Source organism: Pseudoalteromonas sp. SCSIO 43101, from assembly GCF_023650775.1.
Lineage (GTDB): Bacteria > Pseudomonadota > Gammaproteobacteria > Enterobacterales > Alteromonadaceae > Pseudoalteromonas > Pseudoalteromonas apostichopi.
In genome coordinates, this window is record NZ_CP072673.1 from 88,429 (window position 1) to 103,533 (window position 15,105).

Consider the following 15,105-nt stretch of genomic DNA (forward strand, 5'->3'; position numbering starts at 1 on the left):
CAGCTAACCTAGGACGTTAAATTTAATTATTTGTATCGCAACACTATTTTTTCATAAAACTCAGGTTAATATACCAGGTTAATACAGTGTTACTTCAGCGCAAGGAAAATTGGCATGTTTAAGATAATCAAATGGTTACTCATAGGCCTGTTTGTATTGGTGTTACTGGCAACCGGGCTTGTTTATGGCGTATTAAATTTAAGTTTACCGACACTTGATGGCCGGGGTAAAAGTGATGCTATTTCGCAATCAGTAAAGATTCAACGGGACTCCTTAGGGCAGGCTGTTATTCATGCCGAGAACCGTTTAGATGCGGCCTATGCCTTAGGCTTTGCTCATGGTCAGGACCGATTCTTTCAAATGGACTTACTGCGCCGCAATGCGGCAGGTGAACTTAGTGAGTTATTTGGTAAAGCTGCTGTTGGGCTTGATAAAAAAATGCGTTTTCATCAATTGCGAAAACGTAGCCAGATTGCAGTCGCGCAATTACCTGCTAAAGATAAAGTGCTATTGCAAGCATATGCAAATGGGGTCAATGAAGGCCATGCACAAGTTGGCTATGATAGCTTTGAATATTTGCTCACTGGCGCTGAAGCAAAACCTTGGCAAAGTGAAGACAGCTTACTAATCATTTTTAGCATGTACTTAGATTTACAAACTGCTACGTTTGAGCGTGACCAAACGCTGATCGAAATCGAAGACCTATATGGCAAAGCGATGGTCGACTTTATTACTCAGCCAAGCCAATATCAAGCCGCGCTCGATAACAGTCAGCTTGCACCTTATAACGGCGGTATTCCTGCGCTTAAAGACGCTTTATGGGCTTCGACCGAGATTGCAAACCGTAAAGAGCTTGGTAGTAATAACTGGGCAGTCACTGGGCAGCTAACTGAAACGGGTGCTGCAATGCTATCTGACGATATGCACTTATCATTTGCAGTGCCAATTATTTGGTATCGTGCGCAGCTTAATTACCCATTAAATGGTGAAATGCAACAAATAACTGGTGTGTCATTACCCGGGGCTCCAGCCATTGTTGTTGGTACCAATAATAAAATAGCTTGGGGATTTACTAATGGTTATCTAGATACTGCCGATTGGATTGCTCTTGAGAGTAAAGAGAAAACTTGGCTGATAGATGAACCCATCTTACTTAATGATGGCAACGTTGAAAATTATGCTTTAACCATGAGTGAGTATGGCCCTGTTAAAGAAATTAACGGCAAACCTTATGCCTTAAGTTGGGTTGCTCACCATGAGTATGCGGTTGATATGGAGTTGCTTAAGCTTGAGCAAGCAAACAATGTTGATGATGCATTAACGCTTGCTGCGGACGTTGGTATTCCAGTACAAAACCTGATAGTTGTTGATGATAAAGGTAATGCTGCTTGGAAAAATATGGGAGCAGTTCCCGCTCGTAAAATACCGCATCAATTAGCTGTTTCTGAGCAAGCGTATCCTGCTGCTTGGCATGAAAACGAAACGCAGCGTCCATTTGTAAAAAACCCAGAAAGTGGTCGGTTATGGACAGGAAACTCACGGGTTGTTTCTGCGCAAGATAATCAGCGTTTTGGTAATGGTGGCTATGCAATGGGGGCTCGCTCTGCACAAATTCGCGATCGCTTATTTGAAAAACAGCAGTTCAACGAACAAGATTTTTATGACTTACAACATGATAACGAAGCACGCTTCTTAACTGCTTGGCATCAATTACTAGTCAAACAGCTTAGCGCTGCAGGCGATAAATATGCCTTATATTTAAATGAATTAAACAATTGGCAGGCGTGCGCTTGTAGTGACTCAGTTGGCTATACCTTGGTAAAACGTTATCGCAGTGAAGTGATCAATGGTTTATTTAGTCCAATTGAGAATAAGCTAAAAGCTCTCGATAGTAGCTTAAAGCCAGTAAAACGAGACTTAGAGCCTGCCGTTTGGCAACTTATCAAAGCTCAGCCTCAAACATGGTTAAATCCTAAGTACGAAAATTGGCAGCAACAAATGTTAGGCGCCTTTGATCGCGTGATTACTAAACTCACAGAGCAGTACGGCAACAATCCACACAGTTGGCAATGGGGTAAGGTCAACGAATTAGTGATTGAGCACCCGTTTGCCAAACAAATACCCGTACTTAAAAGCTTGTTAAATATGCCTGTAGCCCCTGGTTTTGGTGATACCTTTATGCCTGCGGTACAAGGGCGTAGCTTTGGTGCTTCGCAGCGTTTTATTGTACAACCAGGACACTTAGATAATGCCATTATGGCTATACCTGGTGGTCAATCGGGACATCCATTGTCGGAATTTTATAGAGCTGGATTCAACGACTATGTCAGCAATGGTTTAACGCCATTATTGCCTCAAGAGATTGCTCACAGTATCACCATTGATGCGGTTAATTAACCGCATCAGCATCCTTAAAAGCAGGACATTCTCCCTTGGCAACGGTCGTTTGGTTGCGTCCTGCATGCTTGCTTCTATAAAGAGCCTCATCGGCATGTTGCAACATTTTTTCTATCGAAGCGAGTGGTTGCCACTCAATGAGTCCAAAGCTCATAGTTACATTGATATCAGGGAAATCAGGATGCGCTTCTAGCTCGGCGATTTTTATACGCAAAGTTTCAATTTTTGCGTAGGCTTGTTTTGCATCTGTATTGGTTAATAATAATAAAAATTCTTCGCCGCCCCAGCGTACAGCAATATCTTCATCATTGATGAATTGGCTAATTAGTTTGGCAACATTAATGAGTATCGTATCACCCTTATCATGGCCGTAGTTGTCATTGATATTTTTAAACTTATCGATATCTGCCATAACAATACAAATATTGCTATCTTGCTCAATACTTTTCTTATGTGCTGAGGTAATTAATTTTTTTGCAAAACGACGATTATAAAGTTTGGTGAGAGGATCGCGGGCTGCCATTTCTGTTAACTCAATTCGTTGTGATATGGTGATTTCTCTAATTAAACCCATGCCGTATACCATGGGTAAGCCAGCAATAATAATATTTATCACATTAACGTGTGGAAGTAATTCTGGGTAAGCAAAGCTGTACTGAACGTCCGCAAAAAACACATAGAGAAGGGCGAATGTGGCAATCATTACTAAGCTATAGATTGCCGCTCGTTTAAAAGTTAATTGGTAGTCGATCATTAAAATACAAGAGACTGTCCACAAGTAAAACTGAAACCCCGCACCTAAACCAAGGGTGGCACAGACAATCACAGCATGAATAATTACTTCAAGGCAAAATACTCGAAGTGCCAGGGAAGTCAGTCCTTGCTTAATTAAAAAGATGCCGCTGGCCCAAGCGAGAACACTCAAAATATTAACTAAAGCAAGCATGTTTGCACCTATATGGGCAAACGCGGGGATTAGCAAGACATGAACAATGAGCGCGAAATAGGCAATTTTACAAATAATTAGAAACTTAACGTGCTCAATCTCTTCTAAGCCAGATTGCTTTGATTGTTTTAGTAGACGTTTGATCAATCCCACCTCAAATACACATGGAGTGTAGCGTAATTATAGATGAAAAGTTGAGCAATGCAGGTTTATAATTGATCGCTTTTGCTGTGTAAACGCTTGCAGCGAATGTTTATCAGTGAAGATAAGCGTTTGTTCACATCACGTTTGTTAAGCTTTGGGTCTTGGCAGAGTGGGGATTTGATGCCACTCTAGTTAAAGCTAATCTAGAAACATGCTGACTGAATGTTTGCTTTGCTTGTTATCTCGTGCCTAAAAAAGGAGTATCTATGCCGGCCGAAAAAACGCATTTAGAGATCTGTAATCTAACTAAAGAACAGTACCCACAAATAAAAACTCTTATGGACCAAGCATATCCAGGGCTTGGCGGTGCATGGCCAAGCCACACCATTTTTAGGCTGATAGATCAGTTTCCAGAAGGACAAATAGGCATTGTTGACGATGGTGTTTTAGTGGGCATCGCGTTAAGTGTTCAGGTAGATTACGCTCGTTTTTCGAACCCGCATACCTATGAAGATATTGTTGATGGCCATGACCGAGTATTTAGTGACCCTGAAGGCGATGCGCTTTATGGTTTAGATGTGGTTATATCATCAACTCACCGAGGGATGCGACTTGGGCGCCGTTTATACGATGCACGTAAAGAGCTGTGCCGTCAGTATAACTTACGCGCTATTTTAGCGGGTGGTCGAATTCCGCGTTATTACAATCACAGTGCAGAAATGTCGCCAATGGAGTACATCGAAAAAGTTGACCACAAAGAGCTTTATGATCCGATTTTAAGTTTTCAGCTTTCTAATGACTTCCAAGTAAAACGTTTACTCAAAAAGTACCTTCCTGAAGATCAAGAATCTGTCGGTTATGCCACTTTACTAGAGTGGAATAACATTATGTTTGAGCCGACTGATACGGTACTTGAGTCAACCAAGTCAATTGTCCGAGTCGGTGCTGTACAATGGCAAATGCGTTGTGTTGAGTCTGTTGAAGAGCTTCTCAAACAGGTGGAGTATTTTGTTGATACGGTATCTGATTATAAAAGTGACTTTATTCTGTTTCCGGAATTCTTCAATGCGCCATTAATGGGCCTTACTGAGCAAAGTAATCAAACTGAGGCAATTCGTTATTTAGCGGAGTACACAGAAACTTTTCGTGATGCAATGTCGCGTATGGCAGTTGAATATAATGCCAATATTATCACCGGATCTATGCCGCTAGCTGAAGGCGATAAGATTTATAATGTCAGCTATTTATGTCACCGAAGCGGTAAGATTGATGAGCAGCGTAAAATTCATATTACGCCTCACGAACAAAATGACTGGGTGATCCAAGGGGGTGACAAAATTGCTGTATTTGAAACAGATGCAGGTCGTGTCGGTATTCAAATTTGTTACGATGTCGAGTTTCCTGAGCTTTCACGTATTCTTGCAAAGCAAGGGTTAGATATCTTATTTGTGCCATTTTGGACTGATACTAAAAACAGTTACCTACGTGTTCGTCATTGTGCACAAGCGCGTGCAATTGAAAATGAATGTTATGTTGTGATTGCGGGTTCTGTTGGTAATTTACCTGAGGTAGAGAGTTTAGATGTACAGTATTCTCAATCGGCTGTTCTTACCCCTTCTGATTTTTCGTTTCCGCATGATGCAACCTTGAATGAAGCAACACCTAATACTGAAATGCTGTTATTCAGTGATCTAGATATGGATAAGCTGAAAATCCTTCACAGTGAAGGTACAGTTAGAAACTTAAAAGACCGCCGTGAAGACTTATATGACGTGATCTTGAAAAAACGAGACCAATAATGGCGTGGTTGTATTTAGTTGTTGCTGGACTGCTAGAGATTGGCTGGCCAGTTGGTCTTAAAATGTCTCAAGAAGCTGACAGTCGCTGGTTAGGTATTGCGATAGCCGTTGCCTTTATGGTCGCAAGTGGCTTTATGTTGTGGTTGGCGCAAAAAGATATCCCAATGGGAACATCCTATGCTGTATGGACTGGTATAGGGGCAGCAGGCACCTTCTTGGTGGGTATTTTATTTTATGGTGATGCTGCGACATTTGGACGCATTGCCGGAGTACTTTTAATAATAAGTGGTGTGATAACTCTTAAAATTAGTCATTAACGAAATTAAAAGCGGCATAGCCGCTTTTTTAATGACAAAAAATGTAACTAACTAGGTAGCATAACAAGAATGGCTGCCAGTGCAATTAACAGAAGCCCTGCTGTATCTTGGCGTTTTAATGGCTGCTTTAGCCAAAGTATCGATACCATAATGGTAAAGAAAACTTCAACTTGTCCTAGTGTTTTTACATAAGCAACGTGCTGCAAACTCATAGCACTAAACCAACCTATCGAGCCTAAGCAGCTACAAACACTGACTGCCGTGGTAGTGCCTTTGTGATGCCACATCTTTTTAAACGTATCGCGCTCTTTGAATGCAATATACACGCACAGCATCAACGTTTGTAAGCTAATTATCAGCAGCAATACCCACGCAGCTGAGTGCGGGAAAGTCAGTCCTGAATTTAAGCTTGCCTCACGGATCCATGAAGATGAAAGCGCAAATGAAGTGCCACAAGCCAGCCCAAGTAGGGCAGTGCCTAAATTAAAGTGTTTAACATTCGCGATGCCACTCAATAGCAGTACGGCGATAGCACCAATAAATACCCCAATCCAGCCAAGTAATGAAAGTGCAGAGCCAAAAAACATAACACCTAAAATCGCTGCCATTAGCGCTTCACTTTTGGCAAGCCCGGCACCCACAGCAAAGTTATTCATTTTAAAAAGCTTTACCATCAAACCAGTGGCAACGATTTGAACAATACTGGCACCAACAATGTAGCTAATAAAAGCTAAGTTAAAGTCAGGAAAAGCTGCATCTTGGTATTGATATAGTGCTAATAAATAAAGGGCCGCTATAGGACTGGCAACAATGAAGCGAGCAAGTGTTACCCCAGCAACACTGACCGTCGCACTGAGTTTACTTTGAAGCGCATTGCGCCATGACTGCATAAATGCTGCAAAAATGGTTAAGAAAATCCAAGTCATATTGAAAATAAATTAATTAGGAGAGGCAATTAGAGTAACAAAACCAAAGAATGAGAGCATTAGCTTATCGACCAACTTGAGAAAAACTCAGCTGTGACAATATGCCGCAGGGCTTTTAGGTAAGCATTAGGCTATAGTGACAATGATGCTATTGCTGGCCGCTGCTGTTATAAGTAGCGGCTTTTTTTTGTTTACGATAGGGTAGAGAGTAATTTAAACAAGATAAGGAAATATCATGACAACACTGATTATCTGCGCACTCATCGCAGTACTCATTCCCTATTTAGCTAAAGCACCTGTGGCTTTTGCACAAAATAAGTTGTCAGGCTATGACAACAAGCACCCACGTGAACAACAAGCAAAACTAACCGGCTTTGGTGCTCGTGCATTGGCTGCACACCAAAATAGCTTTGAATCGTTGATTATTTTTGCAGTAGCGCTGGCGGTCGTAATCGGTAGCAATAATATCTATCAGGTGACTGAAACCCTTGCGATTATGCATGTTATTGCCCGTGTGTTGTATTGTATTTTTTACTACATAAACCAGGATATTTTGCGCTCACTAGTCTGGCTAGTGGGTTATGTTTGTGCTGTGGCTATGATTGCACTTTGCCTCTAGTCACAAGGCTATGAGTTAAAAACCACAAAGCAAGCGGCTTAAATAAGGCGCTTGCTTTAGGGTCTTAAGTTGTTACTGCTTATTTCGAACTAACTTTAATTTTCTCAATTAAATCATTTGCTTGATAGTTTTCGTCTAAGGCAAAGTCGAGTTGTACTAAGGCGTTTTTAAAGCCAGATTCAGATGGCGCATATTGCCATTGTTTTAAGGCTCTTTTCGCTTCTCGATTGAAAACATCTTCAGGCTCCGCACTTACCACACTAACATTGCTGGTGGCGCCACTTGGTAAAATATCGTATTTCAAAACGACTGAACCGCTAATGCCTTGCTCTGCAGCTTGAATTGGGTATATCGGCTCTACGCGCATAACCGCTTGATAGTCTTTTGTCTTTTCAACTGACATAGGCTGTTTTGCAATGGCAAAGCTGCTAAGCATGCCCGCTGTAAAAATAACTAACGCTGTTTTTGCGATAAATGAGCTGTTGTCGATCTGCTTTATTTGATTTAGACGTTGTAACATGGTGTTTTTATCTCCGTATTGTGAATAAGCCATTAAGCCTGCTCTACTAAAGCTTGCACAGTGCACTAATGCCTTACTGTATAAAATTCGTTGTTCTGTCGATTTATTTTTGAGTACTTGTTCATCACATGAAAGCTCTTGAATACGGCGCAAGCTCGCATAACCAAGCCACGCAAGAGGGTTAAACCACAGCAAAATAGTGGCACTTAAAGCGATGGCGTTTATTAGGTTGTCTTTGCGTTTAATGTGCACTGATTCATGTTCTAAAATAAGTGCTAAAGCAAGGTTGTCGTAGTGACTATGGTAATTTGTTGGCAGCACTAACTTGGTGTTAATAACGCCCACAACCATAGGTGAACTTATTTGTTTACTTTGATATAAGCACAGACTTTGGATACTGTGATGGTCGACTGTAATCTGCTCTAATTGCAGTTTGGCTAAAAAGCGGTAATGAAAGTAAACGGCAGTGAGTAGCAGCGCAGCAGTTACAAGGGCATAAACAGCGAACCAAGTTGGTGTAAATTGCGGCATTATTGCTGTGTTTGGCGTGATAGTCAGCTTACTGATAAAGTTGTTTTGTATCGGCTTTAAGTGATCTGGTAGGTTCGCTAAAAATAAACCAATAGGTAAAAGCGCCCAAAGTGTATAAACCAAGCGTGCCGACAGCTGACTTAGTAGCTTTCGCTCTAGCAGCAATAAAAACATAATTGCAGATGAGATCAAAAGCTGTTGATCTAACAGCCAATTAAAAAATGCATCTAACATAACAAAGCCTTACTTTTGCTGTTTTTCCCAATCATCAATGACCTTTTTTAGCTCATCAATATCATGTTGCGAGAGTTGCTCTGATTTAGCAAAACCACTCACTAATGGCGCAATACGGCCATTAAAGAAGCGTTCAATAAAGCTTTGGCTTTCTTTTAATGTGTATTCTTCACGGGCGATGCAAGGGGTGTAGTTATATTGGCGACCTTGTTTTTCGAAGCTTAGTGCGCCTTTTTTAACTAAACGGCTCAACAGTGTTTTAATGGTTTTTTCGTGCCATTCTTTATCGTCACTTAAACGCGCAATTACTTCACTTGCAGTGGCAGGGTAGCCAAGCCATACCGCATCTAATACTTCGAATTCTGCTTTAGAAAGTTCAATCATTTTTATACCTACAGATGTAATCTTTATTTTAAGATTACACTTGTAATCAATTAATGCAAACTTTTTTGTTAGAGAATGTCACTTTTTTTGATACTGACTATGTGCCCTTCGGGCAAATTCAGCGTGGTGAGTGAAAGCTTTGCGATATCTGTGCGGTAAAGGTCTATGACTTTGTAGCCACAATAACGTGTCATTTTTCGTATTTGCCGGTTTAAGCCTTGTTTTAAGACGATGTAAAACTGCGTTTCGGTCACTTGAGTCACCTCACAAGGAAGGGTTATTTGCTTATCTACGGGTACGCCATCTGCCATTTTGTCACAGAAGACGCTATCAAGAGGCTTATCTACCGTAACTAAATAGCGTTTGGGTTGATGATAATCAGGGTGGATCAGTTGATTACAAAACTCACCGTCATTGGTCAAAATCAACAAACCTCGGGAGTCCTTGTCGAGCCGGCCAATTGGGTAAACGCGAGTGGTTTTAGGCAGACTATGAATAAGACTGGTTGGGTCGTCAGCATTTAATTTGCAATCAATACCAACGGGTTTGTGATACGCAAAGTAGGTTAGTGGCGCTTTTTCTGAAATTTTCTCGCCACGTACAATCACATCATCATGTTCATCAACGTGATCTATATGATTTGCAGCACGGCCATTTACTGTTACCTCACCTTGATCTATCAAGCGCGATGCTTGTTTTCGAGAGCAAACACCTGCATGGGCAATAAATTTGGCAAGTCGTACTTTTTCAGTCATGAGTGATTTTTGTACAATTAATTTGATCACAGTATATCAAACCCGCGTATAAGAAGTACTACCATACAAAAGGGGTTCGACATGGCAATTAAGTTATCTGAACTTGCAGCGCACCAACCACTGCAAAAAGTTATCCTTCATTCGTTGGAAATGGCGCTGTATCAGGTGTCTGTGGTGATCAATAACGTTGAATATTATGTTACTGATGAGCAAGGTGAGTTTATCCGCGATATTAGCCCGTTGCACATTCAAAAGCGTCTCGATCATTTAAGTTATGGTGACATGGTATTACGCCACACAAGTGCTTATGATGAAATGTGTGGTCAGCCAGAAAAGCTGGCTAGTAATATGCTCGAAGTTCCTTATGGTAAGAACCACTTATACTGATTAAGGATATAAGCGTATACTGAGTCATAACATTTTAAAGGTATGCTATGTATCAATTAAAAAGTGATGACTCAGCTGAACTAAACAACCAGCTAAGAGAACATATTGTTGCTTACAATGCTGGGCATTTTAATGCCGAACGTATTCCTCTTGGTTTTAAGTTCATAGCTAAAAACAGCAGTGTTGTAGCCGGTATTCACGGCCAAGTGTTTGGCAACTGGCTGATAATAAGTTGGCTTTGGTGTGATGATAAGACGCGTGGTAAAGGCCTTGCGACACGATTGTTAGCCGAATTAGAGAGTAAGGCTAAAGCGCTTGGTGCAAACACCGCGCAACTCGATACTCTCGATTTTCAAGCCAAACCTTTCTACGAAAAGAACGGCTACCAAGTAAAGTATGAGATGAGAAATTACCCGCTCGACGGTTGCCGTTATTTTATGGAAAAAAGCCTTTGATTATTGTGCTTAGATTACTTCGCTTTAAGTACTTTTTGCTCGGTAAATGTAATTCCTAAGAAAGGGGTGGCTTCAGGAGCAAGCATAAAGGTACGAATGTTCATGTGGTCTTGCCCTTCAGGGTTCTTTAATACTTCTTCACGATAAAATGCGCCAAAACAATCTAGGGTATTTTGCTTACTTAGTTGATTAAGTTTTGCAAAGGCAAAAATTTTGCACGAGCCATTATTTTCATTTGCTTCGCTAAGCAGCCCATGATTGTTAAAACCGCTTGGAATAAAGTCATAATTGTTGTCTATTACTGCCATTGTATCGGTAAACTCAATCTGTTGCGGTGAGCTTGCTAATTTCGAAAGAAATTCATTAAGAGTCATTGCTTGTCCTTAAAAATTGTTCTTTGTTAACTCTAACTCATTCACTTGCTGATTGATATTAAACTTAAAATTCTCTAAAAAGTTCATACCTAGTAAGCCATAATCAGCATGATTTTCTATTACCAACACTTCAAAATTACTGATGCGCTGTTGTCCGATTTGAAACGACTCGAGCTGATAACGCTGAGCTTCAATAACGCCGTTAGCTGTGTTTACTTGCAATGTGCCAAGGTAATTAGGAGGGGTATTAAGCGAGTTTAATAATGTTTGGTTTATGACCGTAAAACTAGCGCCAGTGTCGATCATTAGCTCGGTTTCGACATCATCATTGATGATGCCGGTTATTAGATAGTGTGAACCTCGAGCGGTTAATTTTATAACTTCAACACCTGCTAAGGCTTGTTGTATCAATTGGCGTAATTGCTCAGCTTGCTGTTTAAATTCATGATTTTCAGGAAGTTGATCTAGGATGATTTGACTAGCTACATAATCTTCTAAATGGTAGTTTGCTAATGCATTGGCATATAGGTAATGTGCGTTACCTGGGGCGTAATCAAGCCAGTGTTGACTGCTACTATGTAATACCTGCCACTGTTGTGCCGCTATAAGCTCACCAATAAAGGATGTGCTTAGCTCGTCTATTTGTTTGCTAAGTTGTTGCTTTTTATTGCTGTCTAACTGGTTGCTAAGAGCCAGTAAATTGATAATTCCCTGTTGGGTATCACCTTGTGCTATTAAACGCTTAGCATCAAATTCAAGCATGCTGACATCGTATGGGTGGCTATTTAAAAAAGCCGTTAAAAATAGCTCACTTAAGGTGAAATTTTTATGGGAAAGCCATGACTCAAGTTGCTGTTGCCAAGCTTGTTTAAGTTGTTTTGCATAGTGTGGATCATTGGTGAGTAGTTGCGTGTATTCAGCAACAGCTTTGTCGAATAAGTGGTTACTAAACAACACAACCGCTTGCTGAAAGTGGGCTGGTAAAACAGCGCTTTTCTTTACTTTAGGCGTTGGTGCGTCTGCCTCTAGTATTACTGGTTTTTCAGGGGAAAATAACTGCCATATGAAGTAACCATTTAAGCTAAGAGAACACAGTAATATTAATTTAAGTAGAGCCTTCATTCTTCTGCCATAAGCTTTCTATTTTTGTTTGTTATTTACTCAGCATAAAGCAAATTTTGAAAGAAGTTACTTTTTAACTAAATGATTGAGTGCCATGATATTGCGTATCTCAATATCAGCTAACCCAAGATAACGATATTGAGTTGCTTGGTTGTTTAGCCAAACACTTTGGCAACCTGCATTATTTGCACCTTGTACGTCAGTATCTAGGCTATCGCCGATATGTAAAATTTCATTATGAGTAACCTCTAACTGTTTTGCAGCGTTATCAAATAAAGCGCTGTGCGGCTTCGCTTTTCCGTGTGGACCGGCTTGTAGTACTAACTCAAAAATGCCATGAAGGTTAAACTTTTCTACCTCGACATTGCCATTGGTGATGGCGATGAGGCGGTAGTGTTTGCTGAGATTAGTAAGTAATTCAAGTACCTCATCAGATACGGTTATTTTACTACGGGCATCAGCGAATGCCTGATATGCATTTTCGGCATGAAACTTAGCTTGCTCAGCAGAAAAACCAAGGTTGGTCATGGCATAGTGTAAGGCTGTTTGTCGCCAGCGCGTAACGTCATCGATTAGAGTCGCATCTTGTCTTAAAGCATTATCGCGGCATTCTAACCAATAGCTCATGCTATCCGCTGGCCATTGTTCTAACGCTTCAAGGTAATCAGCTTGTGCTTGCAAGGCTGATTTAATGATCGGATGGTTGTTATAAAGTGTGTCGTCTAAATCAAAACTTAAAACAGAAACTGGCGATAAGGCACGGTTAAATCGGATCATAATTACAAGAGTTTACTCTGATGTTGGGCGCTTTTTAGCGCGTGGATGGGTGTTATCGTACACTTTAGCTAAATGTTGAAAATCTAAATGCGTATAAACTTGAGTTGCAGACAAACTACTGTGTCCTAATAATTCTTGTACGGCACGTAGATCTCCTGACGACTCTAAGATATGTGAAGCAAAAGAGTGGCGTAACTTATGTGGATGCACTTGCGAGCTGATCCCTTGTTTGATACCCCATTCTTGCATACGAAGGCGAACTTGGCGCACGGAAATTCGCTTCTTTTGGCTGCTAACAAATACCGCTATTTCATCTGGATGCGCAAATTGAGGACGAATTTTCAACCATGCTTTTAATGCACTGAGTGCTTTACTGCCAACAGGTAATAAACGTTCTTTGTTACCTTTACCACGGACTAAAATTTCACCTTCAGTAGGGTTTATATCCTGTATGTTAGCGCCAACTAACTCGCTAATTCGCAGACCTGATGAATACATTAATTCCATCATAGCTTTGTCACGAATAGCTAAAGGATCATCATCTGGCAATTCTAGTAGTTTAGCCATTTGATCAACGTCTAAATTTTTGGGTAAAGGCTTGGAAAATTTAGGCCCTTTAATGGCTTCTGCCGGATTATGATAATGTGCCTGACTGGCAATATTTTTGGCTTTTAAAAATTTATATAAACTGCGAATACAGCTCAGTTTTAAACTGATTGTGCGGCCGCTTAATTGTTTGCTACGCATTTGCATGCTGTAACGACGAATATGCTCACCTTGTACCGCAAACCAGTTTTCACAGAGTTTACTAAAGTACAACGCTGCAAAGCCTAGTTGGCTCGTGTATTGGTTAACTGTGTGCGCTGAGTATTGTTTTTCGTAGCGTAAGTAGTCTGCAAAAAGTTGGATGGGTGTTCGCCAAGCATCACTTAATTCATCAATCTCTGGCGTCTTCACATCGCTCATGCAAGTTCCAGTAAGCGCAGTTGTAATGAGCGCACAAACTCAAGGACAAAAAAGCTGTCTTTTGCCGGTTCAAAGTGACTTACGTCATCGCTACCAAACGCCAAAATTGCGACAGGGTGTTTCGTGTTACCAATTAGATATAAAGCAGTCGATTGAGTCGTGTCTGAGAATAGTAAGTCTCTTTCTTGCTGACTTACTCGGCCCAAGTAAATGCCGTCGTTTTGCAGGCGGTGAGCAATTAACTCATCAAACTTTTTATCGTACTTAACTAAGTGGCATTCGTTAATGGATGGATTTGTGCAGATAATATTGCGCAAGTTGCTAGCCAGTGTCGTAAAGTCATAGTTAGTCCATAACTGACGATGACAGTCGCTAAATAAGCGGTAAATTAACTCGTTTTCTTTTGCTTGTTCAACGAGCTGCTCAATCTTATTTTTTAATAACGTATTGTGTTCACGTAATTGGCGCTGTTGAATATGCACCAAAGACGTTGCACCAGCTGTTTGCTGTTGTAGTTCAACTTCAGCGAGTACATCAGGATTTTTAATAAAAAAATCAGGGTGTGCTTTTAAATATTCAGCAATTTGTTGTTCTGTTAGTTTGCTCATAATGCCACTTGTCCATCAAATACATGCTCAGCAGGGCCAGTCATCCGAACAGGATGGCCTTCGCCTTGCCAGCGTACTTGCAAACTCCCGCCTGGTAAGTCGACTTGTACGGTACTTGCGAGTTTACTTTGAATTTGTCCAACCACGACTGCGGCACAGGCACCTGTACCACATGCTAATGTTTCACTTACGCCACGCTCCCACACTCTAAGTTTAATGTGATCTTGTGAAATTACCTGCATAAAACCAACATTTGCGCGTTGTGGAAAACGTTCATGATTTTCAAGCAGTGGTCCTAGAGTGGTAACTTCTGCTGTATGAATGTCATCAACTTCTAAAACGCAATGTGGATTACCCATTGAAACTGCGCCGCTAAATACAGTATGTTCCTCAGTGCGAAGAATATAAGTTAGCTCACGCTTGCTGGCTTTAAATGGGATTTTGTTCGGCTCAAAATTTGGGTGACCCATATTCACCGTAACTTGGCCATCTTTTTCAATATAAAGAGTGAGGTTGCCAGATTTTGTTGAAACTGAAATCTTATGCTTATTGGTAAGACCTTTCATACGAACAAAGCGGGCGAAACAACGCGCACCATTGCCACACTGTTCAACTTCGTTACCATCGGCATTAAAAATACGATAATGGAAATCTAGATCAGGAGAGTAAGGGGCTTCAACCATAAGTAGTTGATCGAAGCCAATGCCGAAATGGCGATCTGCCAGCTTCTTTATTTGGTCACGAGATAAGAAAACATTTTGAGTAATGTTATCAATAACAACAAAGTCATTACCTAGGCCGTGCATTTTTGAGAAATTAACTAACATAACGCTCTAATTCAGGA

General features: G+C 40.8%; 17 protein-coding genes. 6 read left to right on the top strand and 11 right to left on the bottom strand.

The genetic code is table 11. The annotated features are described in order from the left end of the window. Positions 1 to 114 precede the first annotated feature (114 nt). Entirely contained in the window at positions 115 to 2,397 is a 2,283-nt protein-coding gene (locus J8Z25_RS00465) for a penicillin acylase family protein (RefSeq protein ID WP_250661504.1), read from the top strand. On the opposite strand, the gene J8Z25_RS00470 is transcribed toward J8Z25_RS00465, so the two are convergent. Continuing rightward, positions 2,390 to 3,490, bottom strand: a complete 1,101-nt coding sequence (locus tag J8Z25_RS00470; protein WP_175580476.1) for a GGDEF domain-containing protein — start codon at positions 3,488 to 3,490, stop codon at positions 2,390 to 2,392. The two genes, J8Z25_RS00465 and J8Z25_RS00470, sit on opposite strands and share 8 nt — an antisense overlap. A 263-nt stretch (positions 3,491 to 3,753) precedes the next feature. Here J8Z25_RS00470 and J8Z25_RS00475 point away from each other — a divergent pair, with 263 nt between their 5' ends. Both J8Z25_RS00475 and J8Z25_RS00480 read left to right on the top strand, forming a co-directional pair. Then, entirely contained in the window at positions 3,754 to 5,286 is a 1,533-nt protein-coding gene (locus J8Z25_RS00475) for a carbon-nitrogen hydrolase family protein (protein ID WP_130050058.1), read from the top strand. Next, positions 5,286 to 5,603, top strand: coding sequence for a DMT family transporter (locus tag J8Z25_RS00480; RefSeq protein ID WP_250661505.1), 318 nt, complete (start codon positions 5,286 to 5,288; stop codon positions 5,601 to 5,603). Before J8Z25_RS00475 ends, J8Z25_RS00480 begins: the two co-directional genes overlap by 1 nt. A 47-nt stretch (positions 5,604 to 5,650) precedes the next feature. On the opposite strand, the gene J8Z25_RS00485 is transcribed toward J8Z25_RS00480, so the two are convergent. Then, complete coding sequence (locus tag J8Z25_RS00485) at positions 5,651 to 6,529, bottom strand: DMT family transporter (RefSeq protein WP_178926463.1); 879 nt, start codon at positions 6,527 to 6,529, stop codon at positions 5,651 to 5,653. 235 nt (positions 6,530 to 6,764) lie between these two features. On the opposite strand from J8Z25_RS00485, the gene J8Z25_RS00490 reads away from it, so the two are divergent. Beyond that, complete coding sequence (locus J8Z25_RS00490) at positions 6,765 to 7,148, top strand: MAPEG family protein (RefSeq protein ID WP_178926464.1); 384 nt, start codon at positions 6,765 to 6,767, stop codon at positions 7,146 to 7,148. A 79-nt stretch (positions 7,149 to 7,227) separates the two neighbouring features. Here J8Z25_RS00490 and J8Z25_RS00495 read toward each other — a convergent pair whose 3' ends face one another. The 3 genes from J8Z25_RS00495 to J8Z25_RS00505 all read right to left on the bottom strand — a co-directional run bounded on the left by J8Z25_RS00495 (position 7,228) and on the right by J8Z25_RS00505 (position 9,572). Beyond that, a complete protein-coding gene (locus J8Z25_RS00495; RefSeq protein WP_250661506.1) occupies positions 7,228 to 8,433 on the bottom strand; it encodes a M56 family metallopeptidase in 1,206 nt (401 codons plus the stop codon). A gap of 9 nt (positions 8,434 to 8,442) precedes the next feature. Continuing rightward, positions 8,443 to 8,817 (bottom strand): BlaI/MecI/CopY family transcriptional regulator, encoded by a 375-nt coding sequence (locus J8Z25_RS00500; RefSeq protein ID WP_054554650.1) that lies wholly within the window; start codon positions 8,815 to 8,817, stop codon positions 8,443 to 8,445. A gap of 68 nt (positions 8,818 to 8,885) precedes the next feature. Beyond that, entirely contained in the window at positions 8,886 to 9,572 is a 687-nt protein-coding gene (locus J8Z25_RS00505) for a pseudouridine synthase (RefSeq protein WP_130052216.1), read from the bottom strand. 81 nt (positions 9,573 to 9,653) lie between these two features. On the opposite strand from J8Z25_RS00505, the gene J8Z25_RS00510 reads away from it, so the two are divergent. Both J8Z25_RS00510 and J8Z25_RS00515 read left to right on the top strand, forming a co-directional pair. Further along, on the top strand, positions 9,654 to 9,959 hold the full coding sequence (locus tag J8Z25_RS00510; protein ID WP_063700650.1) for a DUF6482 family protein: 306 nt from the start codon (positions 9,654 to 9,656) through the stop codon (positions 9,957 to 9,959). A gap of 47 nt (positions 9,960 to 10,006) precedes the next feature. Then, positions 10,007 to 10,414 carry a GNAT family N-acetyltransferase gene (locus tag J8Z25_RS00515; protein ID WP_178926466.1) on the top strand — a complete coding sequence of 136 codons (408 nt, stop codon included), beginning with the start codon at positions 10,007 to 10,009 and terminating at the stop codon, positions 10,412 to 10,414. Between the two features lie 14 nt (positions 10,415 to 10,428). On the opposite strand, the gene J8Z25_RS00520 is transcribed toward J8Z25_RS00515, so the two are convergent. From J8Z25_RS00520 to dapF, 6 genes are all read right to left on the bottom strand, one after another. Next, complete coding sequence (locus tag J8Z25_RS00520) at positions 10,429 to 10,788, bottom strand: HopJ type III effector protein (protein ID WP_250661507.1); 360 nt, start codon at positions 10,786 to 10,788, stop codon at positions 10,429 to 10,431. Positions 10,789 to 10,797: 9 nt separating this feature from the next. After that, on the bottom strand, positions 10,798 to 11,910 hold the full coding sequence (locus J8Z25_RS00525; RefSeq protein ID WP_250661508.1) for a retropepsin-like aspartic protease family protein: 1,113 nt from the start codon (positions 11,908 to 11,910) through the stop codon (positions 10,798 to 10,800). A gap of 66 nt (positions 11,911 to 11,976) precedes the next feature. After that, a complete protein-coding gene (locus J8Z25_RS00530; protein ID WP_167658810.1) occupies positions 11,977 to 12,687 on the bottom strand; it encodes an HAD-IA family hydrolase in 711 nt (236 codons plus the stop codon). Between the two features lie 12 nt (positions 12,688 to 12,699). After that, positions 12,700 to 13,653: a tyrosine recombinase XerC gene (locus tag J8Z25_RS00535; RefSeq protein ID WP_250661509.1), complete on the bottom strand. Its 954-nt coding sequence runs from the start codon at positions 13,651 to 13,653 to the stop codon at positions 12,700 to 12,702. Further along, entirely contained in the window at positions 13,650 to 14,261 is a 612-nt protein-coding gene (locus J8Z25_RS00540; RefSeq protein WP_130050048.1) for a DUF484 family protein, read from the bottom strand. Before J8Z25_RS00540 ends, J8Z25_RS00535 begins: the two co-directional genes overlap by 4 nt. Continuing rightward, a complete protein-coding gene (dapF, locus tag J8Z25_RS00545; protein WP_130050047.1) occupies positions 14,258 to 15,088 on the bottom strand; it encodes a diaminopimelate epimerase in 831 nt (276 codons plus the stop codon). The genes J8Z25_RS00540 and dapF overlap by 4 nt, the downstream gene beginning before the upstream one ends. Positions 15,089 to 15,105: the final 17 nt, after the last annotated feature.